The sequence below is a fragment of the Streptomyces sp. NPDC005494 genome, assembly GCF_042872025.1.
In the GTDB taxonomy this organism is placed as follows: Bacteria; Actinomycetota; Actinomycetes; order Streptomycetales; family Streptomycetaceae; genus Streptomyces.
On sequence record NZ_JBIAJR010000003.1, the window covers coordinates 704,782 to 731,300 of the forward strand.

General features: G+C 71.4%; 16 protein-coding genes. 5 read left to right on the forward strand and 11 right to left on the reverse strand.

Features of this window, described 5'->3' with window-relative positions; translation table 11 throughout:
* Nucleotides 1-60 precede the first annotated feature (60 nt).
* The 3 genes from ACFYQ6_RS13145 to ACFYQ6_RS13155 all read right to left on the reverse strand — a co-directional run bounded on the left by ACFYQ6_RS13145 (nucleotide 61) and on the right by ACFYQ6_RS13155 (nucleotide 2,448).
* The gene (locus ACFYQ6_RS13145) at nucleotides 61-642 is read right to left on the reverse strand and encodes a L,D-transpeptidase (protein WP_361573842.1); all 582 of its coding nucleotides are present in this window, start codon (nucleotides 640-642) and stop codon (nucleotides 61-63) included.
* A gap of 165 nt (nucleotides 643-807) precedes the next feature.
* Complete coding sequence (locus tag ACFYQ6_RS13150) at nucleotides 808-1,158, reverse strand: hypothetical protein (protein WP_361573844.1); 351 nt, start codon at nucleotides 1,156-1,158, stop codon at nucleotides 808-810.
* A gap of 300 nt (nucleotides 1,159-1,458) precedes the next feature.
* A complete protein-coding gene (locus ACFYQ6_RS13155) occupies nucleotides 1,459-2,448 on the reverse strand; it encodes a peptidoglycan-binding protein (protein ID WP_388762894.1) in 990 nt (329 codons plus the stop codon).
* A gap of 385 nt (nucleotides 2,449-2,833) precedes the next feature.
* Here ACFYQ6_RS13155 and ACFYQ6_RS13160 point away from each other — a divergent pair, with 385 nt between their 5' ends.
* The gene (locus tag ACFYQ6_RS13160; RefSeq protein ID WP_388762896.1) at nucleotides 2,834-3,652 is read left to right on the forward strand and encodes a glycoside hydrolase family 25 protein; all 819 of its coding nucleotides are present in this window, start codon (nucleotides 2,834-2,836) and stop codon (nucleotides 3,650-3,652) included.
* A 61-nt stretch (nucleotides 3,653-3,713) separates the two neighbouring features.
* On the opposite strand, the gene ACFYQ6_RS13165 is transcribed toward ACFYQ6_RS13160, so the two are convergent.
* Nucleotides 3,714-4,718, reverse strand: a complete 1,005-nt coding sequence (locus ACFYQ6_RS13165; RefSeq protein WP_388762898.1) for a BtrH N-terminal domain-containing protein — start codon at nucleotides 4,716-4,718, stop codon at nucleotides 3,714-3,716.
* 522 nt (nucleotides 4,719-5,240) lie between these two features.
* On the opposite strand from ACFYQ6_RS13165, the gene ACFYQ6_RS13170 reads away from it, so the two are divergent.
* Nucleotides 5,241-6,224: a MarR family transcriptional regulator gene (locus ACFYQ6_RS13170; RefSeq protein WP_388762900.1), complete on the forward strand. Its 984-nt coding sequence runs from the start codon at nucleotides 5,241-5,243 to the stop codon at nucleotides 6,222-6,224.
* Nucleotides 6,225-6,345: 121 nt separating this feature from the next.
* On the forward strand, nucleotides 6,346-6,816 hold the full coding sequence (locus ACFYQ6_RS13175; RefSeq protein ID WP_388762902.1) for a hypothetical protein: 471 nt from the start codon (nucleotides 6,346-6,348) through the stop codon (nucleotides 6,814-6,816).
* A 120-nt stretch (nucleotides 6,817-6,936) separates the two neighbouring features.
* Here the strand turns inward: ACFYQ6_RS13175 and glgB are convergent, their stop codons facing one another.
* The 4 genes from glgB to ACFYQ6_RS13195 form a co-directional block, all read right to left on the reverse strand.
* A complete protein-coding gene (glgB, locus tag ACFYQ6_RS13180; RefSeq protein WP_361573856.1) occupies nucleotides 6,937-9,375 on the reverse strand; it encodes a 1,4-alpha-glucan branching enzyme in 2,439 nt (812 codons plus the stop codon).
* Nucleotides 9,376-9,415: 40 nt separating this feature from the next.
* Nucleotides 9,416-10,864, reverse strand: coding sequence for a maltokinase (locus tag ACFYQ6_RS13185; RefSeq protein WP_361573858.1), 1,449 nt, complete (start codon nucleotides 10,862-10,864; stop codon nucleotides 9,416-9,418).
* 249 nt (nucleotides 10,865-11,113) lie between these two features.
* Nucleotides 11,114-12,820 (reverse strand): maltose alpha-D-glucosyltransferase, encoded by a 1,707-nt coding sequence (treS, locus tag ACFYQ6_RS13190; RefSeq protein WP_361573860.1) that lies wholly within the window; start codon nucleotides 12,818-12,820, stop codon nucleotides 11,114-11,116.
* Nucleotides 12,817-14,919, reverse strand: coding sequence for an alpha-1,4-glucan--maltose-1-phosphate maltosyltransferase (locus ACFYQ6_RS13195; RefSeq protein ID WP_361573863.1), 2,103 nt, complete (start codon nucleotides 14,917-14,919; stop codon nucleotides 12,817-12,819). Before ACFYQ6_RS13195 ends, treS begins: the two co-directional genes overlap by 4 nt.
* Nucleotides 14,920-15,627: 708 nt before the next feature.
* Between ACFYQ6_RS13195 and glgP the strand changes: the two genes are divergently transcribed.
* Both glgP and ACFYQ6_RS13205 read left to right on the forward strand, forming a co-directional pair.
* Nucleotides 15,628-18,306 carry an alpha-glucan family phosphorylase gene (gene glgP, locus ACFYQ6_RS13200; RefSeq protein ID WP_361573865.1) on the forward strand — a complete coding sequence of 893 codons (2,679 nt, stop codon included), beginning with the start codon at nucleotides 15,628-15,630 and terminating at the stop codon, nucleotides 18,304-18,306.
* Between the two features lie 195 nt (nucleotides 18,307-18,501).
* Nucleotides 18,502-20,289: a SpoIIE family protein phosphatase gene (locus ACFYQ6_RS13205; RefSeq protein ID WP_388763029.1), complete on the forward strand. Its 1,788-nt coding sequence runs from the start codon at nucleotides 18,502-18,504 to the stop codon at nucleotides 20,287-20,289.
* A gap of 92 nt (nucleotides 20,290-20,381) precedes the next feature.
* On the opposite strand, the gene ACFYQ6_RS13210 is transcribed toward ACFYQ6_RS13205, so the two are convergent.
* The 3 genes from ACFYQ6_RS13210 to ACFYQ6_RS13220 form a co-directional block, all read right to left on the reverse strand.
* Nucleotides 20,382-22,427 carry a M4 family metallopeptidase gene (locus ACFYQ6_RS13210; RefSeq protein ID WP_388762905.1) on the reverse strand — a complete coding sequence of 682 codons (2,046 nt, stop codon included), beginning with the start codon at nucleotides 22,425-22,427 and terminating at the stop codon, nucleotides 20,382-20,384.
* 394 nt (nucleotides 22,428-22,821) lie between these two features.
* Entirely contained in the window at nucleotides 22,822-24,693 is a 1,872-nt protein-coding gene (locus tag ACFYQ6_RS13215) for an ABC transporter ATP-binding protein (RefSeq protein WP_361573869.1), read from the reverse strand.
* On the reverse strand, nucleotides 24,690-26,498 hold the full coding sequence (locus ACFYQ6_RS13220) for an ABC transporter ATP-binding protein (protein WP_388762907.1): 1,809 nt from the start codon (nucleotides 26,496-26,498) through the stop codon (nucleotides 24,690-24,692). The genes ACFYQ6_RS13215 and ACFYQ6_RS13220 overlap by 4 nt, the downstream gene beginning before the upstream one ends.
* Nucleotides 26,499-26,519 lie beyond the last annotated feature (21 nt).

Sequence of the window (26,519 nt, forward strand, 5' to 3'; positions counted from 1 at the left end):
CGGAGGAGGCCTGGTCCGCATGTGCGACCGCCACCGGCCCGTGTGCCGTCGGCGGAACCGTCAGGCGGTCACCCGCAGGTGTGTCGGCCAGCCGATGCGGTTCAGGAGCCGGAACATCTTCCCGATGTCGGTGGGGCTCAGCTTCACACAGCCGTTGGACGCGTAGTCACTCGTGCCGTCCCAGCGCCGTGCCTCGGTCTTTCCCTGGCTTCCGTCCCGGTTCATCTCGGAATGGATGAACATCTCCGTGCGCTGTGCGGTCCTCGAGCACGGCATGTCTTCCAGGTACACGGCGTATCCCTTGATGAGGCGCCCGTTGTAGCGCGAGTCCTTGAGCTTGATCCGCCAGTTCCCGTTCGGCATCCAGCCCTCCCCGAGGGCGCAGTCCTTCTGGATTCGGGGACCGTGACCGGATCCGGCCCGGAAGGAGGCCTGGAGCTTCCCGCCCCGGTACACGAGCAGCCGTGAGTCGGAGGGCGTGTCCCGGTTCTTGTCGAACACCAGAGTCGTGGCAGGTGCCGCCACGGCGGTCTGCGTGTCGGTGGCCGGTGCGCCGACGGCAGCGGCCGGGGCCAGTGCGAGAGCGGTCGCCATACTTCCCATGACCATGAGGCCACTGATCACGCGCTTGCTCGGTTCCATGTGCGTACCTCGCTTCTTTGTCGCGGCCGGATACTCGCGGCTGCGGATGTGCGGATGTGCGGATGTGCGAATGCGCGGATGGGGTGACGGACCGGGATCGGGTGATCCGCCGTCGTGTGTTCTTCGGCCCCAGGCCCCGCCGGCTCTGCCGGCCCTGGGCGAGGATCAGACGGTGGCCAGGCGGACCTGCGCCTTATTCGTCCCGTTGAACGTGAAGTCGAACTGCTCGCGGGTCCCTGAGCCGCAGGCTTCCTTCGACTCAGGAGTGCCGTTGCCTCCCACGATGCGGACCTTCGCGCACCGGCCGTCCGTGCGCGTGTCCTCGAGCCACCCGGACAGCTTCACTCCCGTGCTCGTGCAGGTGAGGCTCCACGCGGCTTCCGCCCCGCTGATCTTCGCGGTCCTGTCGGCGTTGCAGGTGTCCGCGTGTGCCGTGTCCGAGGCGCCGACGGCCAGGCCGCCTGCGAGAGCGATCGCCGTGAGAGCGGACGTGAGGGTCGTGCGGAATGTGGGCATGGGGAACTCCTCCGGGAAGAGATGACGGGACGCGCACCGGAGACAGGGCCACGGACGCAGGCCTCTGGACGCCCTTCGACGAGGGCGGGCCGTCCGGAACCACCGGGTGCACCACCAGACTGCCCCGCGGAGCACGGCACCGAAAGGTGTTCACGGCAGGTTGCACAGGCGCATCGATGCAGCGCATGCAGAGGGGGTCTGACCTGGTGTCATGCCGTCAGGCAGCAAAGTAGGCACGTCATGCGCGGTACCGTCGCCCGCCCTGCGTGGCGCCTCCGGCACCCGCACTCCCGGCGGTGCTCACGCGGAGACGGAGGGAAAGGGGCTCGGAGACTTCTGGTACGGGGGCGTGTCATCGGCCGGTGCCTGGGACACGAGCAGGGCGCGCCACGTCAGTACGTCCACCGAGCCGGTCGCGGGAAGTCCGTGCGCCCGCTGGAAGAACTCCACGTCGGCGGCGGTCGTCGGGGTGAAGTTCCCCGACACCTCGGCGCCCCCCTGGCCCGCGTTGTCCAGGAGTTCCTGCGTGGCCCGGACCGCGAAGCCTTTGTCTCCGATGCCGACCGCCTCGACCAGGACCTGCCACGTGTCCTTGCCCACCTTGCCGTCGACCGGGAGGCGGTGCTGCCGCTGGAAGTCCTTGACGGCCTCGTACGTCTTGTCCCCGAAGATGCCGTCCACGTCCAGCTCGTACCCACGGTGCTTCAGCAGGTACTGCACGGCGCGGCCCCGAGTGAACTGGTCCTCGTGCTTCCTCCTCTTCACCAGTGGCCACGCCTCCGGCCCCTCGCCCGCATGAGCGGCACCGGCCCCCGTGCTCCCGCTCGCCGCGGACGTGCGGTCCGCGGTGAACTGCTGCTGCACGGCCGCTCCGGCGAGGAACGCCACAACCGCCACCGCCGCCATCGAGGGCAGCATCCACCGGGAGCGGAGCGGGCCGGATGCGGCGCGGTCACCCGCTCCCGCGTCGGGGCCGTTGCTGCCGGCAGGTACGGGTGCGGTGCCGGCCGGTACGGACGCGGTCGGCCGTTGGCGGCCCAGATCCTCCAGCGCGGCTCTGCACAGAGTCTGCGCCCGCTCCAGCTCCGCCGTGGGTGCACGCAACTGGGCATGCAGCGCTTCCACCACCCTCGGCGGCGCGGTGGACTGGTGATTCCTGTTCATGTAGCGCGAGAGCGTGGTCTGGTCGATGCCCAGCCGCGCCGCCAGCGCCTGCTGCGTCGGCCGCGTCCCGCCGTACGTGCTCCCGGCCGCCTCCCACCACCCACGCAGCAACTGCGCCAACAGCACGCCTGGCGGTTCTCCCCGATCCTGGCCATGTCGCTCGCTCGTCACGTGAGTGGCCCTCCCCGTCCTCGTACGGAACAGCCGGTGTCCCGGGACCTGTGCCTGACGGCATAACAGCTGGTTGGTGGCGTACATAACGGCATACATGGATGCATCGGCCGACAGCAGAGCAGATCGTAGCGAGAGGGATGAGCCGTCCGGCATGCTGACTTCGCCGCCAGACATCCGGTCAGGTTGCCCCCGGCGCCCGGCAGCCCCGGAGCCAGGGGGCACCGGGGCCGCGTTCCGACGCGAGCCTCGCGTCTCCGCCCGTCATGCGTTCACCCGGATGAGTGGCAGGGGCAGGGACGGCCCGGACCTCGTACCCCGTCCACCGGAAGGACTCCGCATGTCCGTCGTCCCTTTCCCGCTCACCGTGGCGCGGAGCCGCACGACCAGCCCGCGCAGGGCCACTGCGCGGTCCGTCGCGCTGGCGGCGAGTGCCTGGGTGCTGTTCACCGGCCCGGCCGTGATGCCGGCACACGCGGCCCCGCCGGGCGACTATCGCGTCAAGGGCGTCGACACCAGCCACTACAACCACCCCGGGAGCAAGGCCATCGACTGGCGTCAGGTGCGACGAGCGGGCTACGCGTTCATGTACGCGAAGGCCACCGAGGGCACCACGCACCAGGACGATTGGCTCGCTGCCGACCTGAAGGGGGCCGAGGCCGCCGGCCTCGTCCGCGGTGCCTACCACTTCTACGGCACGACGCCCGGCAAGGACCAGGCGAGGAACTTCGTCGCTACGGTGAAGGAGGCCGGTTACACCGGCAAGGCACCTGGCGAACTGCCGCCCGCCATCGACCTGGAGTTGGGAAGCGGCGGCACCTGCCCGAACAACTTCAGCACGGCCGGGCTGCGCGCCTTCCTTCGCACGCTCGACGCCGAGATGAAGGTGGCGCCGGTCGTCTACACCACGGCGCAGTTCGTCGATACGTGCATGGGGGGCGACGGCGCGCTCTTCACGGACCACATGCTCTGGCAGCCCCGGTACAGAAGCGGCATCGAGCCCGAGGCCGTGCCCGGCGCCGGCTCCCGCTGGAAGATCTGGCAGCACAGCGAACAGGGCAACGTGCCCGGCATCGAGTCGAAGGGCCGGACCGACCTCAACGTCTTCCGGGGCACCCTCGCCGAACTGAAGCGACGGGCCCACCTCCCTGCCGGCTGACCGGCGGCAGCACACTGGCAGAGGCGCGGAAGTGGAGGCCGGCTCGCTTCGGGAGGCGGGGCTACACGGGAGGCCTCTCCTCTCCCAGCCGGATCAGCGCCCGCATGGCCTCGCGCTCGACGCGTGACACGTCACGCAGGACGGCACCCGCCCGTACGAGGTCCTGCTCGTCGCCCGACTCACCGGCTGCGGCGATCAGGGCCGCGGCTTCCGTCCACAGGGCGGCCGCCTCGGTGTACAGCCCGTGCCCGGTGCGCAGGTGCTCGTCGTCGACCAGCTGCGTGCACTCGGCGAGGAAGTCCCGGTAGAGGTTGCGGAACAGCGCGCCCCCGGTGCCGGCCTCCTCCATCAGGAAGGCGGCCTGCGGCAGGTCCCGCCGCGGGTCGTCCGTCCGCCGGAACCACATGGGCACCAGATTGCCCGCCTTCTCGATGCCGCGGTGGCCCAGGTTGGCGATGGGCGGGTCGAGGAAGGCCGCGGCGCAGGCGGTGACGGCCGGAACGATCCGGCTCTCCAGCGGCGGCATGACCTCCGGAGCCGTGAGGGTGAAGGACCGGTGCCTCGCCGTCATCGGGCCGCGCGCGGCTCTGGCCCGTGCCAGGCCGGCCAGGTCGGTGGACACGGCTCCGCCGTGCGGGGCGGTGTCCACCAGGTGGGCCCGGTGGTTGTCGTAGCCGTACAGGGCGACGACATGACCGCCGAAGTGCACCTTCGACCCGAAGTAGTCCAAATACGCGCTGTCGAGCTGAAGCCCGACGGGGCGGCCCGCGTCGATGTGGGCCGTCACGTTCGCCCATGCCCTGCGGGGAGACGTGGTCTCCTGGACCTGGAGGTCCAGCCCGAGCCGGCCGGCCAGGTTCCTGGTGAGTTCGAAAGGGCGGACCCGTCCTCCGAGGAACGGGAAGCCGAGGTTCTTGCCGTCCCAGTAGATGAAGGACAGTCCGGAGCCGAGGCCGAAGAGCATCGGTTCGGACAGATCCAGCCCCTCGTGCCGCAGGAGCACCCCCAGAGCGGTCGTCTCGCAGTGCTGCGTACCGCGGGCGTCGACGCCGTTCACCGTGGCCATGCCCTGCCCTTCCGGTCGACCCGACCCACACGTCACGACCCTACTCGCGGCGTGGGGCGCGGGCGGCCGGAACTCGTCGTACGGGCGCGGGTGGCGTTGGGGGTGTGGCGCCGGAACTCCTCGCACGGGCGCGGGTGGCGCTGGGGTGTGGCCGAACCTCAGGCTCCGAAGCTCAAGTCCCGGAACTCGGGTCCCGGGATACGGGGTTCGAGCGCCGCAGACGGCCTGGTCACTCTTTCGTGGGTACGTGCGAGGCTCCCGGCCCGGCGCTCGAGCTTCGGGGTTCGGGGGCCGGTCTCCGGGGGCCGGGATTCGAGCGGTGTTGTTCATCCGGCGGGAAAGAAAGGGGGTTGGGGAAACCTGACCACCCTCCCTACCCCGTCACGGCCAGCAAGTATGACTAATCGTGACCAGGTTGCGGCGCAGAGTCGCGGGTGCTTACGGTGCCCACAACGAACGACCCCGGCACGGTGTTGGAAGCACCATCCGGGGTCTCACCCCAAGATCGAATCGAGCGATCAAGTGGCTACCCAGCACCCTAACGCCGCCCCCTGCGCGCCCGCAGCCTCGCGCCCGTACCGCCAGGCCCGCACCGGGTACGGCAAGCGCTCCGTGCCTGACCAACCCGTCCCGCAGCCGACGGACTTCGCTCTGCTCCCCGAGCGCGAGCGGTACGTCGCCGGATACGTCGACCATCTCCCCGACGGCGCCGCCATGGACATCAAGTCGCTCGCCAAGGACCTGCCGCTGTACGGCCAGATGGCCATCGGCACCGCGCTGCGCACCCTCGCGGTCGCCGGGCACCTCCGACACGTACGCTGCCGCGTCGAATCGCTCGGCCAGAGCCGTTGGGTGACGCGTACCTACTGGTCCCGCCGTGCCCGCGACAACGAGTGGTTGTCCGAGCACCTCGCGGGGGAGGCGCCCGTGGTCCCGGACGCCCCTGTCGGGCCGCCGACGGCCACGCCGCAGGAGACGCCTGCCGCCCCTGCCGTGCCGCAGCAGAGGGCTTCGGCGGACCCGGCCCCGGACAGCACCGCGCCCTCGCCCGCGTATCTCGCTCTGGCCCGGATCGGCCGCCTCGAACCCAGGCTGGCACTCTCCGCCGGGGACTGTGCCGCGCTGGAGCGGCTCGCCGCCGAGTGGTTCACCCGTGGGGTGGACGCCGACTACCTCGTGCAGGCCCTCACCTCCGGGCTTCCGTCGCTCATCGGCTCGCCCGTCGGGTTCGTACGCCGTCGGCTCACCGACAAGATCCCGCCCCGGCTGCCCGCCGCTCCGGCTCCGGGCCCCGCCGCGCGGAACGTGCGCGCGCTGCTGGTGGAGTGCGCGGAGTGCGGCCGTCCCGGTCCGGCCGAGGCGCTCCCGGACGGCCTCTGCCGCCCCTGCCGCGCCACCGCCCCTGCGGGGACCGGGCCCACCGTGGAGACGGCCCCCGAACCGCCAGCCGGGCGTGACGTCAAGGCGCTGGTGGGCAGCATGCGCAATCTGATGCGGACACCGTGAGGCCGGACCTCCCGTGCGACGGCCGTCCGGCCGTGGGCGCAGGCCGTCCGGAGCGCTGTCGGAGCGCCTGACTAGGCTCTTTCGGACCTGGGCGTCTCATGCGCGCCAGGAGGTACCGATCATGGGGGAAGCAATGCGCAAGACACTCACCGCGACGGCCCTTGTCCTGACAGCCGCTCTGCTGACGGGCTGCGGTGGTGGCGAGGACGGGCCGGCCGACGCGGGCAAGGGGAGCAGCCCCGCCGCCCAGGAGTCCGCGCAGGCGAAGGAATCCGGCGAAGGCGCGCCGGAGGACGGCACGTCGCACGAGGTGACGATCAAGGTCGAGGGGACGGGCAAGAGCAACGTCATGTACACCCTCGACGACTCGGGCTTCAAGGAGGTCGACCTGCCGTGGACGAAGACGGCCACCATCGCCCCGCGCGGCGCGGAGCACGAGGTCGGCCGTCTGGTCATCGTCACGCCCGGCAACACGACGGCGGCCGACGGCAAGCTGGTCGCGGCAGGATGCTCGATCACGGTCGACGGCAGGACGGTCGTCGAGAACGAGGGCGGCGCGACGGGCAAGCCCTGCTCGTACAAGCTCAAGTAGGCGGACCGGCCCGTGAGGCCGGAAGGGGGCGGTGCGCCCGGAGGTCCAGGTGCACCGCCTCGTCTTCCGCAGGAGCGGCCGTGCACGCGGAGACCCGGTGCACCGCCCCTCCCCGTCCCGTCAGGCGGGCCGCAGCCAGACCGTCGCCAGCGGCGGGAGGGTCAGCGTGATGCTGGTGTCCCTGCCGTGCGCCGGTACAGCCTCCGGCTTCAGCGGCTCCTCGTTGCGCACGTCGCCGCCGCCGTAGCGGGCCGCGTCCGTGTTCAGGACCTCCACCCAGGACTCCGGGCCGTCCGGGACCCCGATGCGGTAGTCGTGCCGCACCACCGGTGAGAAGTGGGAGACGGCGATCAGCGGTGAGCCGTCCGCGTCGTAGCGCACGAAGGTGAACGCGTTGTCCTCCGCGGCTCCTCCGTCGATCCAGGAGAAGCCCTCCGGGGAGGTGTCCAGCTGCCAGAGCGCGGGCAGCGCGTTGTACACCGCGTTGAGATCCGTGACCAGGGTGCGTACCCCCCGGTGGTCGCCGGACGCCTCGTACGTCTCGTCGAGCAGCCACCAGTCGGGGCCGTGGCCCTCGGACCATTCCGCACCCTGCGCGAACTCCTGTCCCATGAAAAGGAGTTGCTTGCCCGGGTGCGCCCACATGAAGCCGAGGTAGGCGCGGTGGTTGGCGCGGCGCTGCCACCAGTCGCCGGGCATCTTGCTGACCAGGGCCTGCTTGCCGTGCACCACCTCGTCGTGCGAGATCGGCAGCACGTAGTTCTCGCTGTACGCGTACACCATCGAGAAGGTCATCTCGTTGTGGTGGTACTTGCGGTGGACGGGCTCCTTGGAGACGTACACGAGGGAGTCGTGCATCCAGCCCATGTTCCACTTCAGGCCGAAGCCCAGGCCGCCATGGTCCGTCGCGCGGGTCACGCCCTCCCAGGCAGTGGACTCCTCGGCGATCGTGACGACTCCCGGGTTGCGCCGGTAGACCGTCGCGTTCATCTCCTGGAGGAAGGCGACGGCGTCCAGATTCTCCCGGCCGCCGTGCTCGTTGGGCGACCACTGGCCGTCCTCGCGGGAGTAGTCGAGGTAGAGCATGGAGGCGACCGCGTCGACCCGCAGGCCGTCGATGTGGAACTCCTCGCACCAGTAAGTGGCGTTGGACACAAGGAAGTTGCGGACCTCCTTGCGGCCGTAGTCGAACTCCAGCGTGCCCCAGTCGGGGTGCGCCGCCCGGTTCGGGTCGGAGTGCTCGTACAGCGGGCGGCCGTCGAACTCGGCAAGGGCCCAGTCGTCGCGCGGGAAGTGCGCGGGAACCCAGTCCATCAGGACACCGATCCCCGCCGCGTGCAGGGCGTCGACCAGGAAGCGGAAGTCGTCCGGTGAGCCCATGCGGGACGTCGGCGCGTAGAAGCCCGTGACCTGATACCCCCAGGAGCCGCCGAACGGGTGCTCGGAGACCGGCATCAGCTCGACGTGGGTGAAGCCCAGCTCCCTTACGTACGAGGGCAGTTGGGCGGCAAGCTCGCGGTAGCCGAGGCCGGGCCGCCAGGACGGCAGGTGGACCTCGTAGACGGAGAAGGGGGCCTGGTGCACCGGGCGGTCGCCGCGGTGGCTCATCCAGTCGGCGTCCTGCCACTCGTGGTGCGACGCGGTCACCACCGACGCGGTGGCCGGGGGCACCTCGGTGCCGCGGGCCATCGGGTCCGCGCGCTGCGTGTGGGAGCCGTCGGGCCGGCAGATGTCGTACTTGTACACGGCGCCCTCACCGACGCCCGGGAGGAAGAGCTCCCACACCCCGGTGCCGCCGAGCGAGCGCATCGGGAAGGCGGTGCCGTCCCAGTAGTTGAAGTCTCCCGCGACACGGACCCCCCGGGCGTTCGGGGCCCAGACGGTGAAGCGGGTTCCCGTCACGCCCTGGTGCTCCATCGGCTGGGCGCCGAGTGCCTTCCACAGCTCCTCGTGCCGGCCTTCGCCGATCAGGTGCAGATCGAGTTCACCGATCGCGGGCAGGAAGCGGTAGGGGTCCTCCACCTCGATCGTGTTGTCGTCGTAGACGACCTGGAGGCGGTAGGCCTCGGGGACCGCCGGCAGCGGCAGGACCCCGGAGAAGAAGCCGTCGCCGTCGCTCTGGAGTTCGGCGCGCTTGCTCTTGACCAGCACCGACACCGAGCGGGCGAAGGGGCGCAGCACCCGGAACAGCACTCCGCCCGACGCGGGGTGCGCACCGAGGACGTCGTGCGGCGCGTGGTGGTCGCCGGCGAGCAGCCGGCCCCGGTCCGCCGGATCCAGAGCGGCGGCCGGCAGAACGTTCTTGCTGCCCCCGCCGCGCCGGGGCCGGGGCGGGGCGCCGGTCCCCGCGGCGGCCGTCTTCCTGGCGCGGGGGCGCTTGGCCGGAGCCGCGGGCGCGGCGTCGGCGGGCGCGTCGGCGGGCGTGTCGGCGCCGGCCGCGGCCGGCGCGGAGGCGGCCGGTGCTCCGGCGGAAGCGGTGACCTCGGTGGTCACCGGCTGGGCCGTGGGCGGGACCTCGACGGACTCGGGCGACTTGCGGGACGGCTTGCGGGCGGTCACAGAGACTGCCTCCTCGAAAGGTGAGTGGTGGGAGGGGAGGTCACGCGGGCTCGGCGGCCAGGCGCTGGATGGCGGCCATCGGCACCGGCAGCCAGTCGGGGCGGTGCCGGGCCTCGTACAGCACCTCGTACACCGCCTTGTCGGTCTCGTGGGCGCGCAGCAGTTCCGGCTCGCCGCGCGGGTCGGCGCCCGCCGCACTCGCGTAGCCCTCGCAGTAGGCGGCTCGGCAGCGGGCCGCCCACTCCGGGTTCCACGGGTGGTGCGAGCGGGCGGCGTAGTCGAAGGAGCGCAGCATTCCGGCGACGTCACGCACCGTCGGCTGCGGGCTGCGGCGTTCGGGCAGCGGCTTGGCCGGCTCTCCCTCGAAGTCGATCAGTGACCAGAAACCGTCGTCCCCGCGCAGGGTCTGGCCCAGGTGCAGATCGCCGTGGACCCGCTGGGCGGCCCAGCCACGGCCGGTCTCCCCGAGCGCCGCGACGGCGTCGAAGGCGGTGCGCAGGCCCGGTACGTACGGGACGAGCGCGGGGACCGCCTGGGCGGCGGCCTCCAGACGCTCCACCATCCCGGCCACCAGGTGCCTGGTCCGGTCGTGGGCCAGCGGGGGCGTCGGCAGCGCTGCCGCGAGGGCGGTGTGCACCTCGGCCGTGGCACGGCCCAGCGCGTGCGCCTCGGGGACGAAGTCCCGTCCGGCGGCCAGCGCGGCGAGCGCGAGCTGCCAGCCGTCCTGGGCGCCGCGCAGGAACGGCTGCAGCACGCCGAGCGTGAGTGGCTCGGGGCCGGTGGTCGCCTCGAACCAGGCCACCGGTGCGGGGACGCGCCCGCAGCCCTCGCGGCCGAGCGCCAGCGGCAGTTCGAGATCGGGGTTGGTGCCCGGGAAGACCCGCCGGAAGATCTTCAGGATGAAGGCGTCCCCGTAGACCAGTGAGGAGTTGGACTGCTCGGTGTCCAGGACGCGCGGGGTGAGCCCTGGGGGGATGGACTCCGCGCGGTCGAAACGGAGGGGGCCGAGGGTGCCGGGATGGCGGAACCGTTCCAGCAGGAGGTCCGCGACGCGGGGGTCGTGCAGTCCTTCGTACAGGGTGCGGCCGGCCAGCGGACCCTCCGCCACCTGGCCGATGCGGGCGTCCGCCAGCCGCGGGGGCAGCGTGCCGTGCACGCCGAGCAGCAGCTGGTAGCAGTCCCCCTGGGCCTGCGCCTGGGGGTGGCGGCCGCCGGGCTGGTGGACCCGGACGAGCAGATGGAGCAGTCCCGGGCCCGTGCTCGTGGTGTCCAGCGGCAGTATCTCGGTCGCGGCGACCAGCGAGAAGCCGGTGACCGTCTGCCCCTTGCCGGCGAACCAGCGCTGGCGTGGCACCCACTCGTGGAGCAGCGGGGCGAGCGAGGCGAGCAGGGCTGTGGTGCCCGTGCTGCCCGGCGGATGCCGTCTCGTCGTCTTTCGTGATGTTGTGCTCTTCGCCAGGGCGACTCGAGTGGATGCAGCCTCCGACATGGCATCGCGTCCTTTCCCCGGGCACACCACAGGATGCGAAGAGTGTCCCGGATTGCGGCAATGGCTGTCCGGCTGTGCGGGACGTGTCGGTGAGGAAAAGTCCGTAGGACTCGATCATTGGGCCGATGGGCGCCCGAAGGAGCCCGGAAGAGCTCGATATGGGGGAGAGTGCCCCGTGCGGGGCGGCGGAAACCGCCCCGCGAGTGGCGCCTCCACGGTGAGGCGCCGTCAGCTGTCCGTCACCGGCGGTCAGCCGACCGGGGCGTCCTTCCGCAGCCGGAACCAGTAGAAACCGTGCCCCGCGAGTGTCAGCAGATAGGGCCACTGACCGACGGCCGGGAAGCGCACCCCGCCGATCAGCTCCACCGGATGACGCCCGTTGAAGGCCCTCAGATCGAGCTCCGTCGGCTGTGCGAACCGCGAGAAGTTGTGGACGCACAGCACGAGATCGTCCTTGTACTCGCGGGTGAACGCGATCACGGCCGGGTTGGACGACGGCAGTTCGTTGTACGAGCCGAGGCCGAAGGCGGGATTCTGCTTGCGGATCTCGATCATCCGCCGCGTCCAGTGCAGCAGCGACGACGGCGAGGCCATCGCCGCCTCCACGTTGGTCACCTGGTAGCCGTAGACCGGGTCCATGATCGTGGGGAGGTAGAGCCGCCCCGGATCGCTGGAGGAGAAACCGGCGTTGCGGTCGGGCGTCCACTGCATCGGGGTGCGTACGGCGTCCCGGTCACCCAGCCAGATGTTGTCGCCCATCCCGATCTCGTCCCCGTAGTAGAGGATCGGGGAGCCGGGCAGCGACAGCAGCAGCGCCGTGAACAGCTCGATCTGGTTGCGGTCGTTGTCCAGCAGCGGCGCGAGACGCCGGCGGATGCCGATGTTGGCCCGCATCCGCGGATCCTTGGCGTACTCCGCGTACATGTAGTCGCGCTCTTCGTCCGTGACCATCTCGAGCGTGAGCTCGTCGTGGTTGCGAAGGAAGATGCCCCACTGGCAGCCCGAAGGGATCTCCGGGGTCTTCGCCAGGATTTCCGAGACCGGGTAGCGGCTCTCGCGCCGTACGGCCATGAAGATCCGCGGCATCACGGGGAAGTGGAACGCCATGTGGCACTCGTCGCCGCCGGCCTGGTAGTCGCCGAAGTAGTCGACGACGTCCTCGGGCCACTGGTTGGCCTCGGCGAGCAGCACGGTGTCCGGGTAGTTGGCGTCGATCTCCTTGCGTACCCGCTTGAGGAAGTCGTGGGTCTCGGGGAGGTTCTCGCAGTTGGTTCCCTCGCGCTGGTAGAGGTAGGGCACGGCGTCGACGCGGAAGCCGTCGATGCCGAGGTCCAGCCAGAAGCGCAGGGCCGAGATGATCTCCTCCTGCACGGCCGGGTTCTCGTAGTTGAGATCCGGCTGGTGCGAGAAGAACCGGTGCCAGTAGTACTGCTTGCGGACCGGGTCGAAGGTCCAGTTGGACGTCTCGGTGTCGACGAAGATGATCCGCGCGTCCGGGAACTGCTTGTCGTCGTCGGCCCAGACGTAGTAGTCGCCGTACGGACCGTCCGGGTCCGTACGGGACTGCTGGAACCAGTCGTGCTGATCGCTCGTGTGGTTCATGACGAAGTCGATGATCACGCGCATGCCGCGCTGGTGCGCGGCGTCGACGAACTCCACGAAGTCGGCGAGGTCGCCGAACTCGGGCAGCACGGCGGTGTAGTCGGAGACGTCGTAACCACCGTCGCGCAGTGGGGACTTGAAGAACGGCGGCAGCCACAGGCAGTCGACGCCCAGCCACTGCAGGTAGTCCAGCTTGGCGGTGAGGCCCTTGAGGTCACCGACGCCGTCTCCGTTGGAGTCCTGGAAGGACCGGACGAGTACCTCGTAGAAGACGGCGCGCTTGAACCAGTCGGGATCGCGGTCCTTGGCGGGAGTGTCCTCGAACAGGTCGTGGACAGGCTCATTGACGATCATGGCGTGGGTGACCCTCCGGTCGGCGGGGACGGTCGCAGAACGACGATGTGCGCGGGCGTCACACCCGGCTCCAGACGCACATAGAAGGTTCTGCCCCAGTGATAGGTGTCGCCGGTGAGCTCGTCGCGCACCGGCACGCTCTCGTGCCAGTCGAGGCCGAGACGCGGCATGTCCAACGAGACCGTGGCCTCCTGGGTGTGGTGAGGGTCGAGGTTGACGACCACCAGAACGATGTTCGAACCGGAGCGCTTGCTGTAGGCGATCAGCGCCTCGTTGTCGACCGAGTGGAAGTGGACGTCGCGCAGTTGCTGGAGCGCCGGATGGCGACGCCGGATCCGGTTGAGGGAGGTGATCAGGGGAGCGAGCGAGCGGCCCTCACGTTCCGCCGACTCCCAGTCCCTGGGCCTGAGTTGGTACTTCTCGGAGTCCTGGTACTCCTCGCTCCCGGGACGCACCGGGGTGTTCTCGTACAGCTCGAAGCCGGCGTACACGCCCCAGGAGGGGGACAGCGTCGCGGCCAGCACGGCCCGGGTCTCGAAGGCGGGACGGCCGCCCTCCTGGAGGTAACCGGGAAGAATGTCGGGCGTGTTCACGAAGAAGTTCGGCCGCATGTACGAGGCGCTCTCGCCCGAGAGCTCGGACACGTACTCGGTGAGTTCCTGCTTCGTGTTACGCCAGGTGAAGTACGTGTACGACTGCTGGAAGCCGACCGAGGCCAGCGTGCGCATCATCGCGGGCCGGGTGAAGGCCTCCGCCAGGAAGATCACGTCCGGGTCGGTCCGGTTGATGTCGGCGATCACCTTCTCCCAGAAGACCACCGGCTTGGTGTGCGGATTGTCGACGCGGAAGATGCGTACGCCGTGGTCCATCCAGAACCGGAGGATGCGCGTCGTCTCGGCGACGATCCCGCTCATGTCCGTGTCGAAGGCGATCGGATAGATGTCCTGGTACTTCTTGGGCGGGTTCTCGGCGTACGCGATGGTGCCGTCGGGCCGGTGGTGGAACCACTCCGGGTGCTCCGTCACCCACGGGTGGTCCGGGGAGCACTGGAGGGCGAAGTCCAGGGCGATCTCCATGCGGAGCGTGCGGGCCGTCGCGACGAAGTGGTCGAAGTCCTCGATGGTGCCGAGGTCCGGGTGGACGGCGTCGTGCCCACCGTCCGCGGAACCGATCGCCCAGGGCACGCCGGGGTCGTCCGCGCCGGGGGTGAGGCTGTTGTTGGGGCCCTTGCGGTGCGTGGTGCCGATGGGGTGGATCGGGGGGAGGTAGACGACGTCGAAGCCCATCGCGGCCACGGCGGGCAGCCGCTCGGCGGCCGTGCGGAAGGTGCCGCTGACCAGCTTCGGCGCCGGCGGGGGGAGCTCGGCCGTCACCGTGGGGCTCTTCTTCCGCGTGGCGGCGGCCGTCGCGGTCCTGGCGGTCTTCGCGGCCCGGGGCCTGCGGGCCGGCTTCGCGGGCGGGGCCTCCTCCAGCCGCGCCCCCTCCGAACGGGGGAACAGCTCGTACCAGGAGCCGTAGAGGGCGCGCCTGCGCTCCACGGTCAGCGGCATCGGGCGGGAGGCGGTGACCAGTTCCCGCAGGGGGTGGCGGCCGAGCGCCTCGTCCACCTCGGGCGTCAGCGCGGCCGCGAGCCGGTCGGCCGCGGCGAGGCCCGTGTCGCGCAGGGCGTCGACGGCGGCCAGCACGGCTTCCCGCCCGTCCTGCTTGGGCACGCCCTCGGCGGCACGGGCGTACAGCTCGGCGCCCTCCTCCAGGACCAGGGCCGTGTCGATGTCCGCCGGGATCTTGATCGCGGCACGGTCGCGCCAGGTGGTGACCGGATCGCTCCACGCCTCGACGGTGTACGTCCAGTGGCCCTCGGCCTCCGGGGTCACATCGGCGCCCCAGCGGTCCGTGCCGGGAGCGAGCTCGCGCATCGGCGTCCAGGGGCCGGGCCGTCCGTTCGGGTCGCACAGGACGACATTGGCGGCCACCGCGTCGTGCCCCTCCCGGAACACGGTGGCGCTGACCTCGAAGGTCTCACCCGCGACGGCTTTGGCCGGCCGTCTGCCGCAGTCGACGAGCGGACGGACGTCCAGGACGGGAATGCGACCGATCATGGAATCACCTGGGGGTCGGAGCTCGGCATGCAGGGCGCGCGACGTGGGCGTGAGGGGCTGACCGCGCGCGCCGCGATGGTGGGGTTGCGTCCTTTGTAGCTGCTCAGTTGTCGGCTGGCGGGCTGTGGGCATGGCCGCTCCTGTCCGCGTTCACTCGAATGGACTCGAATGGCAGGTGCGCGGGGGGTTCGTGCTCCGACCGGGGCACCTGACGTGTGCAGCGCGGGGGGTGTGCACCGGGGAAGCCTTCCCACCGCTTTCGGGCGGCCAACCCGGCGGCGTGTTAACTCCTGGGTGCAACAGGTGCACGCTGTGGGCCGCGCGCCGTTCCCCCGGCCGGCACGTGGGCACCTCCGCAGCCTTCCCTGTGGTGCGGGGTGCCACAAGTGCGAGCGAGGAGGGGAAATCAGCCATATCGCCCGTGACAGACGAGGACGTAACAGGCGCATCTGGCTCAAGCGGCGGCTGGGGCTCAGGGGGCGGGCGGGGTTCCTGTGACCGGAGTGTTCCGGGAGGCGGCAGAGGGAGAGCGCGCCCGGTGCAGCGCGGGGTGCGGGGGCGGACGGGCCGCGCCGGGGCGGGCCCACTGAGCCGGTCGCGCGCCGTGGCTGCCCGGCGCGCCGCACCGCTACCGTCGAGGGTGACGGAGAGGGCGTACACCGTCGTGCGTCCCCTCGGATCCGTACGTCCCCTGTAAAGGTGGGATACGTGAAGGCCATTCGTCGATTCACCGTGCGTCCCGTCCTCCCCGAACCCCTGCGACCGCTCAGCGACCTCGCCCGCAACCTGCGCTGGTCCTGGCACACCGAGACCCAACAGCTCTTCCAGGCCGCCGACCCCGAGGGCTGGCGGCCCGCGGACGCGGACCCCGTGCGCCTGCTCGGCGCCGTCTCCGCCGCGCGCCTCGGCGAGCTGGCCGGGGACCAGCACTTCCTGCGCCGCCTCACCGAGGTGTCCGAGGACCTGAACGCCTACCTCGACGGTCCGAGGTGGTATCAGGACCAGCTCTCCCAAGGCGCGGAGCTCCCCGCCGCCATCGCCTACTTCTCACCCGAATTCGGGGTCACCGCCGCCCTGCCCCAGTACTCCGGAGGTCTCGGCATCCTGGCCGGGGACCACCTGAAGGCCGCCAGCGACCTGGGCGTGCCGCTCATCGGGGTCGGCCTGCTCTACCGTCACGGATACTTCCGCCAGAGCCTCTCCAGGGACGGCTGGCAGCAGGAGCACTACCCCGTACTGGACCCCAACGAGCTCCCGCTCACCCTCCTGCGGGAGGCCGACGGCACGCCCAGCAGGGTGGTGCTCGCCCTGCCCGGCGGGCGCTCCCTGTACGCCTCCGTGTGGCAGGCGCAGGTCGGCCGCGTACCCCTGCTGCTCCTCGACTCCGACGTCGAGGAGAACGCACCGGGGGAGCGCGACGTCACCGACCGGCTCTACGGCGGCGGCAGCGACCACCGGCTGCTCCAGGAGATGCTGCTCGGCATCGGCGGGGTGCGCGCCGTACGCACCTACTGCCGGCTGACCGGGCACGCCGCCCCCGAGGTGTTCCACACCAACGAGGGGCACGCCGGATTCCTCGGTCTGGAACGCATCCGGGAACTGGCCGAGGCCGGCCTGGACTTCGACGCCGCCCTGGAGGTCGTCCGGGCGGGCGCCGTGTTCACCACCCACACCCCGGTGCCCGCCGGCATAGACCGATTCGAACGCCAGCTCGTGGCCCGTCATTTCGGTGACGACGGCGAGCTGCCCGGCGTCCCCGTCGAACGGATCCTGCGCCTCGGCATGGAGACGTACCCCGGCGGCGAGCCCGACCTCTTCAACATGGCGGTGATGGGCCTGCGGCTCGCCCAGCGCGCCAACGGGGTCTCCACCCTCCACGGATCCGTCAGCCGGGAGATGTTCTCCGGGCTGTGGCCGGGATTCGACCCCTCCGAGGTGCCGATCACCTCGGTGACCAACGGGGTGCACGCCCCGACCTGGGTCGCCCCCGAGGTTCTCCGCCTCGGCGCCCTCACCGTCGGATCCGAACGCGCGGAGGACGCGCTCTCGGGTGCCGGGATCGGCCGGACGGACAGCGCGGCGGGAGCGGCCGCCGCCCCGCCCAGACGCTGGGACGCGGTCACCACCGTCCCCGACCGCGAGATCTGGGACCTGCGCCGGGGGCTGCGCGAGCAGCTCGTCGCCGAGGTCCGCAAGCGGCTCTACGCCTCCTGGCGCAGGCGCGGCGCGGGCACCGCGGAACTGGGCTGGATCGACGGGGTCCTCGACCCGGACGTGCTGACCATCGGCTTCGCCCGGCGGGTGCCCTCGTACAAGCGGCTGACGCTCATGCTGCACGACCGCGACCGGCTGCGGGACCTGCTGCTCCACCCCACGCACCCCATCCAGATCGTGGTCGCCGGCAAGGCCCACCCCGCCGACGACGGCGGCAAGCGGCTGGTCCAGGAGCTGGTGCGCTTCTCGGACGACCCGAAGGTGCGTCACCGCATCGTCTTCCTGCCGGACTACGGCATGGGGATGGCGCAGAAGCTCTACCCGGGCTGCGACGTGTGGCTCAACAACCCGCTGCGCCCGCTGGAGGCCTGCGGCACCAGCGGGATGAAGGCGGCGCTCAACGGCTGCCTCAACCTCTCCGTGCGGGACGGCTGGTGGGACGAGTGGTTCGAGCCCGACTTCGGCTGGGCGATCCCCACCGCCGACGGCTCCGCCACCGACGAGGAGCGGCGCGACGAGCTGGAGGCGGGCGCCCTCTACTCGCTGATCGAGGACCGCGTCGCACCGCGCTTCTACGACCGCAACGCGGAGGATCTGCCCGAGCGGTGGATCGAGATGGTCCGCCGCACCCTGGTCACCCTGGGCCCCAAGGTCCTCGCGGGGCGGATGGTGCGGGAGTACGTGGAACGGCTCTACGCCCCCGCGGCGCTCGCCCGCAGGGCGCTGGAGCCCGCGACGGCGCGTGAACTCGCCGCCTGGAAGGCCAGGATCCGTGCGGCCTGGCCCCAGGTCGCCGTCGACCACGTGGAGGCCTCGGCCGACACGGTCGTGGGCGGCTCCGCCGAGCTGGGGTCGACGCTGGCGCTCCGGGTCCGGATCGCCCTCGGCGGCCTCGACCCGGACGACGTCGAGGTGCAGGTGGTCGCAGGGCGGGTCGACTCCGGTGACGCGATCGCGGACGCCCAGACGTTTCCGCTGAAGCCGGCCGGCGGCCACGACCTGGAGGACCGCTGGCTGTACGAGGGCCCGCTCGCCCTGGACCGCACGGGCCCGTACGGTTACACCGTGCGTGTGCTGCCCTCGCATCCGCTGCTCGCGTCGGGCGCGGAGCTCGGCCTCGTCGCGGTGCCGAACGCGGCCACGGTCGACGGCGGCGGGGTGCTCCTGCGCTGACGTCACGGTTCCCGGTGGGCCCGGCGCGTGTGTGCGGCGCCGGGCCCACCCCTGTGCCCGCCCGCTCACCGCCGAACCGGCAGGGGTGTTTTCGCCGTGATCTCGCTAACATGACAACCGTGCCGGTGTGCTCCAGCAGCCACCGACGTGACAGCGAGGCGTTCCCTGACCGGGACGCGAGTGGAGGTCAGCACGGTGAACGGCGGCGGAGGCCGAGCGAGACGCCTGACCCGTCGGCTGGCCGCGCGGAACGGCACATCCAGGCCGCTGCACGTCCGCCGCCCGGAATCCGTCCCGCTGCGCGGCGACCGCTTCACCACCGCGGCCCGGATGCGCTGGCTCAACGCCGCGAGCACCCGTATCGGCACGACCCTCGACCTGGAGCGGACGGCCGAGGAGCTGGCGGATTACAGCGTCCCGCGGCTGGCCGACGGCGCCGCCGTCGACGTGCTGGAGTCGGTGCTGCGCGGCGAGGAGGGTGAACGCGTCACCGGCGCGGCGGTCCCCGTCACCCGCGCCATGGCGGTCCGGGCCATCGACGCGCTGAACGAACTCGAACCCGCTCCGGTGGGCGAGGTGGTCGACCGCCGGGAGCGCCGCGAGACGCTGCTGACCACCGAGTGCCTGCGCAACGGCCGGCCCGTGCTGGTCAGCCGGATGACCCTGGAGGACTACCGGCGCGTCACGCCCACCGACAGCGCCGCGCGGGCGATGCGCCGTCAGGGTGTGCACAGTTACATGGCGGTGCCGCTGATCGCCCGCGGTGTCCTGCTGGGCTCCGCCGACTTCGTACGCGCCGGGAACAGCCCGCCCTTCAACCGCGCCGACCTGGACCTGGCGAGTCAACTGGCCGCCATGGCAGCTGTGTTCATCGACAACGCCCGGCTCTACGGACGGGAACGCCAGCACGTCGTGTCGCTGCAGCGGTCCCTGCTCCCGCGTGCCACGCCCCACACCCCGGGGCTGGGGGTGCACGCCCATTACGCCCCCGCGGTCGACGCGCACGGGGTGGGCGGCGACTGGTACGACGTCGTCGCGCTCCCCGGCGGGCGTACGGCGCTGGTCGTCGGCGACGTCACCGGCCACGGCCTGCCCGCCGCCGCCACCATGGGGCGGCTGCGGACCGTCGCCCGGACCCTGATGACCCTGGACATCGCGCCCGACCGGGTGCTCGCCCGGCTGGACCTGGCGACCCGCGATCTGGAGGACGACCAGGTCGCCACCTGCCTGTGCGCGGTCTACGACCCGGCGGACTCCAGCTACACCGTCGCGAGCGCGGGTCATCCGCCGCCGCTGCTGGTCGGCCCCGACGGCAGCGCCCGCTACGTCGACGTACCGGTCGGGGCGCCGCTGGGCGCCGGGGTCATCCCGTACGACCCGCTGCGGCTGCGCGGCCCGGCGGGTGGCCGGCTGGTGCTGTACACCGACGGGCTGATCAAGACCAGGACCGACGACGTGGACGTACAGCTGGAGCGGCTGCGCACGTCCGTGGCCGCGATGGAGCCCGGGCAGCTCGACGCCGGGGGCCCGCTCACCTCGCCGCGCCAGGACGACGGACGCTTCGACGAGGCGGTGCTGCTCGTCGCGGGGGGCCACGAGCCGCCGCAGGAGCTGCGGTTGCGGGAGTGGGACCTGCCCACCGAGGGCAACCCCGCCTCCACCGCGCGCAAGCTGGTCACCGAGCAGCTCGGCCGCTGGGGCCTGGACGAACTCGCCGACGTGACGGAACTGGTCGTCAGCGAACTGGTCGGCAACGCCCTGCGCTACGGCGGCGGCCCCGGCCGGCTCAGGCTGCTGTACGACGAGCGGCTCCAGGTGGAGCTCGCCGACACCGGACCCGATCTGCCGCAGATCCAGCACGCCGACGTCAGCGACGAGGGCGGGCGGGGGCTGCAGCTCATCAACCTGCTGTGCCGCAGGTGGGGTTCGTGCCGCACCGCGACCGGCAAGGTCGTCTGGGCGGAGCAGAACCTCCCCGGCTGAACGCGCGAGGGCCCGGGGGAGCACGCTCCCCCGGGCCGCCCGGTCCGCGGCGTTCCGTGTTCCGCCGGCGCCCGCTCGGCGCCGGCGGAGGATCAGAACGTGAGCTTGACGCTGTTGAAGGTGCCGGTGTCGCCGGAGTAGGCGTCCTGGACCCTCAGGTTCCACGTGCCGTTGGCCACCTCGGACGAGGCGTTGACCGTGTAGGTCGCCACCACGTTGTCCGCGGAGTCGCTCGACGAGGAGTTCTTCAGCCGGTACGCCGTACCGTCCGGGGCGACCAGGTCGAGGACGAGGTCACCGCGGTAGGTGTGCGTGATGTTCACCGCCACCGAGAGGTCGCTGGGCGCGTTGCCCGTGACGCCGCTGACGACGACGGGGATGTTGGTGGTGCTCCGGTCGGCGAGGGCCTTGACGGTCGTGTTCTGGAAGACCGTGCCGCCCGGGTCGGGGTCGCCGCCACCGGGACGGGAGCCGACGGCGATGCCGGCCCACGCGTTGGCGACCGCCGTGTACTCGGCGCTCGTGGTGCCGTACAGCTCACCGGCCACGGCGAGGGTGCCGGTGCGGGCCGCCGCGTAGTTCGTGGTGGAGGTGAACTTCGTGGTGAGCGCCTTGAACCAGATCTGCAGCGCCTTGTCCCGGCCGATGCCGGTCACCGGAAGGCCGTCCGAGGTCGGGGAGTTGTAGGACACCCCGTTGACGGTCTTGGCGCCACTGCCCTCGGAGAGCAGGTAGAAGAAGTGGTTCGCCGGACCCGAGGAGTAGTGGACGTCGACCGAACCGATGCCGGAGTACCAGTAGTCCTTGGACGCCCCGTCCTTGCTCGGCTTGTCCATGTAACGCAGCGGGGTGCCGTCGCCGTTGATGTCGATCTTCTCGCCGACGAGGTAGTCGCCCGGGTCGGTGGCGGTGTTGGAGTAGAACTCCACGCCCGCCGCGAAGATGTCGGAGGTGGCCTCGTTGAGACCGCCCGACTCACCGCTGTAGTTGAGACCGGCGGTGTTCGAGGTGACGCCGTGCGTCATCTCGTGGGCCGCCACGTCCAGCGAGGTCAGGGGCGCGAGGTTGCCGCTGCCGTCGCCGTACGTCATGCAGAAGCAGCTGTCGGACCAGAAGGCGTTGACGTAGTTGTTGCCGTAGTGGACGCGGGAGTACGCGCCCACGCCGTCGCCCTTGATGCCGCTGCGGCCCATGACGTTCTTGTAGAAGTCCCAGGTCTCCGCGGCGCCGTAGTGCGCGTCGGCGGCGGCCGTCTCGGTGTTCGACGCGCTGCCGTTGCCCCAGACGTCGTCGGTGCCGGAGAACAGCGTCCCCGTGCCCGAGGTGCCGCGGTTCAGGTTGTACGTCTTGTGGTTGCCGCGCGCCGAGTCGGTCAGGTTGTACGAGCTGCCGGAGCCCGACGTGCCCAGCGTGACCTGGCCGCTGTACTGGGTGTTGCCCGTGCCGTTCTCGATGGCCTGCCACTCGTAGAGCTTGGCGCCGGACGAGGCGTCCGTGATGACGTGCAGCTCGTTGGGCGTGCCGTCGTGCTGGAGCCCGCCGACCACCGTCTCGTAGGCCAGCTGCGGGGTGCCGCTCGCCGCCCAGACGACCTTGCGCGGGGCCTTGCTCGCCTCGGTGCTCTTCGAGCCGTCGGCGCGGGCCGCGGTGAGCGCCTGCTTCTCGGCGGTGGCCGGGGCGACGTCGGCCGTGCTGCCGACGGCCTTCAGCTGCGCGCCGGTCGCCTTGGAGGCCTTGGTGACTCCCTCGGTCGCGCCCGCCTTCGACGCGGTGACGACCAGGTCGCCGCCGAGGACGGGGAGGCCGCCCAGCGTGCGCTCGTAGCGGGTGTGGGTCGTGCCGTCGACGTCCTTGACGACATCGCGGACGACGAGCTTCTCCGTGGCGCCGAGCCCGAGTTCCTCGGCGGTCGCCGCCTTGGTCGAGTTCGCCTCCCTGAGCAGCTCGGCGCGCTGCGCCGGGGAGAGCTTCGCGGGGAGTGCGCCGGGGTCTGCGCCCTTCACCGCGGCGGCCGGGGCCGCGGTGGCGGCCTCGGGGGCGGCCGTGGCGGCACCGCCCTGCATTCCGACGGCGAGGAGTGCTGCTGCGGCTATCAGAGCGCCGGTCGCTGTGGCACGACGGCTGTGCGTGGGTCTCACGCGGACTCCTTCTGCGAGGGGGGTCACGGCCGACTGGGTGAGTCGGCCGGCAGAGCAGGCGGTGCGTGGAACGGGGGAAGAGTGCCAGCAGAAGCAGTGGTGTGTCAGGACCGCGTCAACACATTGGCCGGAAGTCGTCCGTTGCCGGAAGTGCCGTGTTCGTTAAGCGAACGTTTCCCCGTGTGTCACCCGAGGGTGGCAGCGACCCCGCCGAGGCGCCCCGAACCCTGTATTCGCAGGGTGCGTTGAGGTTCCGCCCCGGTGAACGCCGCGCGGGGGGCGGCAGGCGAAGCGGAGGGGGACCACGTGCTGAGACGGCGCGGAACTGTGGCCAGTTCCGCGCCGTCCCTCATGGCCTGTCTCCGCCGTCGTGGCCCCTGGCCGGCGGGACCCCTCAGGCCAGGCTCTCCCGCCACGCCTTGTGCAGCCCGGCGAAACGCCCGTCACCGCCGATGAGTTCTGCGGGCGTACCGTCCTCCACGATCCGGCCGTGCTCCATCACGAGCACCCGGTCCGCGATCTCGACCGTCGACAGCCGGTGGGCGATGACCACCGCCGTACGCCCGTGCAGGACGGTGTCCATGGCCCGTTGCACCGCGCGCTCCCCGGGAACGTCGAGCGAACTCGTCGCCTCGTCGAGGATCAGGACGGCCGGGTCCGCGAGCAGCGCGCGGGCGAACGCCACGAGTTGCCGCTGACCGGCGGAGATCCGCCCGCCCCGCTTACGGACGTCCGTCTCGTAGCCGTCGGGCAGCGAGGCGATGAAGTCGTGCGCCCCGATGGCCTTGGCGGCGCGCTCGATCTCCTCGGGGCCCGCCTCCGGGCGCCCGATCGCGATGTTCTCGGCGATCGTCCCGGAGAACAGGAACGCCTCCTGCGTCACCATCACCACACCGCGGCGCAGTTCGGGCGTCGCCAGGTCGCGCAGGTCGGTGCCGTCCAGCAGGACCCGGCCCTCCGTGGGGTCGTAGAAGCGCGCCAGCAGCTTGGCGAGCGTCGACTTCCCCGCACCCGTCGAGCCGACCACGGCCACGGTCTGGCCCGCCGGGATCGTCAGCCCGAACCGCGGAAGGACCTCGCCGCCGGTCCGGTACGCGAACCGCACCTCGTCGAAGGTGACCTCACGGCCCGGGTGCTCACCGGTCAGGGCGGGCAGCGTCTTCGGCGCGACCGGCTCGGGCACGGTGGGCGTCTGCGCCAGCAGACCGGCGATCTTCTCCAGCGAGGCCGCGGCCGACTGGTAGGAGTTGAGGAACATCGCGAGCCGGTCGATCGGGTCGTACAGCCGCCGCAGGTAGAGCACCGCCGCGGCCAGTACACCGAGCGCCAGTGTGCCCGAGGCGACCCGGTAGGCCCCCCACAGCACCATGGCGGCCACCGCCGTGTTGGCGACGAGACGGGAGCCGACGACGTAACGGGCCATCTCCAGCAGTGCGTCGCCGTTCCTCCGCTCGTGACGGCGGTTGAGGACCGCGAAGTCCCCGTCGTTGGCACGCTCCCTGCGGAAAGCCTGCACGGGCCGGATGCCGTTCATCGTCTCGGCGAACTTCACGATGACCGCCGCGATCGCCGAGGAGCGCGCCGAATAGGCCTCGGACGCCCGCCGGCGGTAGTTCCGCACCAACAGGTACAGCGGCACGAAGGAGGCCACCGCGATGGACCCGATGCCGAGGTCGAGCCAGAGCAGCATGAGGGAGATCGACACGAACGACAGGACCACGCCGATCAGTTCCTGGAGCCCTTCGCTCAGCAGCTCGCGCAGGGATTCCACGTCGGTGGTGGACCGCGAGATGAGCCGGCCCGAGGTGTACCGCTCGTGGAAGTCCACGCTCAGCGCCTGCGCGTGCCGGAAGATCCGTCCGCGCAGGTCGAGCAGCACGTCCTGGTTGATCCGCGCGGCGGCCCGGATGAAGGCGTACTGGAGGACTCCCGCGCCCACCGAGCACACCGCGTACCCGATGCCCACGGCCGCCAGCGGACCGTAGTCGTGGTCCCGGAACGCGGGCACCGCGCTGTCGATGGCGTACGCGACGAGCAGGGGGCCCGCCTGCACGGCGGCCTGCTGGAGGAGCAGGACGAGGGCCGCCACGGCCACCCTGGCCCGCAGCGGCCCGAGCAGGGAGGTCAGCAGGGCCCAGGTGGCCCCGCGCGGGGCGGGCAGTGCGTCGTGGTCGAACAGGTCCCCGTCGTCGCGCGGCCCGCCCGCCCGTCCTTCGGGCAGGTCGTCGCCGGTGAGGGCGGGGCCGTCGGCAGTCGTACTGGTCATCGGGTGCTGCCCTCCTTGGGGACGGTGACGGGGACGCCGGTGCCCCGTTCACCGGACATCAGCCAGGCGTACTCGGCGTCGGTGCGCAGGAGTTCCTGATGGGTGCCCACGGCTTTGATCCGGCCGCCGGACAGCAGGGCCACCCGGTCCGCCAGCATCACCGTGGACGGCCGGTGGGCGACGACCAGGGCCGTCGTCCCTTCCAGCACACGCCGCAGAGCCGCCTCCACCAGCGCCTCGGTGTGCACGTCCAGAGCGGAGAGCGGGTCGTCGAGTACCAGGAAACGGGGTTCGCCGACCACGGCCCGGGCCAGCGCGAGCCGCTGCCGCTGGCCCCCGGAGAGGCTCAGGCCCTGCTCGCCGACCTGGGTGTCCACACCCTGCGGAAGGTCGTGGACGAAGTCGGCCTGGGCGACGGACAGCGCCCGGAGGAGGTCCGCCTCGCTCGCGCCCTCCGCCCCCAGCAGCACGTTCTCGCCCACGGTCGCCGAGAAGAGGGTCGGCTCCTCGAAGGCCACCGACACCAGCTCACGCAGCCGGGCACGCTCCATGGCGGCGATGTCCTCGCCGTCCAGCAGGATCCGGCCGGCCGTGACGTCGTGCAGCCGGGGGACGAGCGCCGTCAGCGTCGTCTTCCCGCAACCCGTGGCCCCCACCAGCGCCATCGTCTCGCCGGGGCGGATCCGCAGGTCGATCCGGGCCAGCACGGGAGGGGAGCCGGGGTCTGCGTCGGGGTAGCGGAATTCCACCCCGTCGAGGACGAGCCCCCCTTCGTCGCGCGCCTTCGCTCCTGTCCCCGGCTCGGGTTCCGCCTCCTCCGGGACGTCCATCACCTCGAAGTAGCGGTCGGCGGCCGTCGCGGACTCCTGGCTCATCGCCAGCAGGAAGCCGATCGACTCGACCGGCCAGCGCAGCGCCAGGGCGGTCGAGAGGAACGCGACGAGCGTCCCGGCCGACAGATTCCCGTCCGCGACCTCGATGGTGCCGAGTACCAGCGCCGCCCCGATCGCCAGCTCCGGGATGGCGGTGATGAGCGCCCAGATCCCGGCGAGCAGCCGGGCCTTGCCCAGTTCCGTGGTGCGCAGCCGCTGGGCGAGCGCCCGGAACGCCAGCGCCTGGCTGCGGTTGCGGCCGAAACCCTTGACGATGCGGATGCCGAGCACGCTCTCCTCGACGACCGTGGTCAGATCACCGACCTGGTCCTGGGCCCGGCGTGCCACCACCGCGTACTTCGTCTCGAAGAGCGAGCAGAGGATCATCAGGGGCACGGCGGGTGCGAGGAGCACCAGCCCCAGCGACCACTCCTGGGCGAACAGGATCACGAAACCGATCAGGATCGTCGTGCCGTTGACCAGCAGGAACGTCAGCGGGAAGGCCAGGAACATGCGCAGCAGCATCAGGTCCGTGGTCCCGCGCGACAGCAGCTGCCCCGAGGGCCAGCGGTCGTGGAAGGCCACGGGCAGCCGCTGCAGATGGCGGTAGAGGTCGGCGCGCATCGACGCCTCCACCCCGGCCAGCGGCCGGGCCACCAGCCACCGCCGGAGCCCGAAGAGCCCCGCCTCGGCGATGCCCAGGAGCAGCAGGTAGAGCGCACCCAGCCAGACCCCGCCCGGATCACGGTCGGCGACCGGGCCGTCCACCATCCACTTCAGGACCAGGGGGATCACCAGGGCGAGACAGGATGCCAGCACCGCCACGAAGGCGGCGCCGATCCAGCGCGCACGCACGGGTCTGACGTAGGGCCACAGACGCAGGAGGGAGCGCACGGCGGACCGGTCCGTGGGCTCTGCAGGTTTTTCGGGCATCAGGAGCGAGCCTATGGTTCA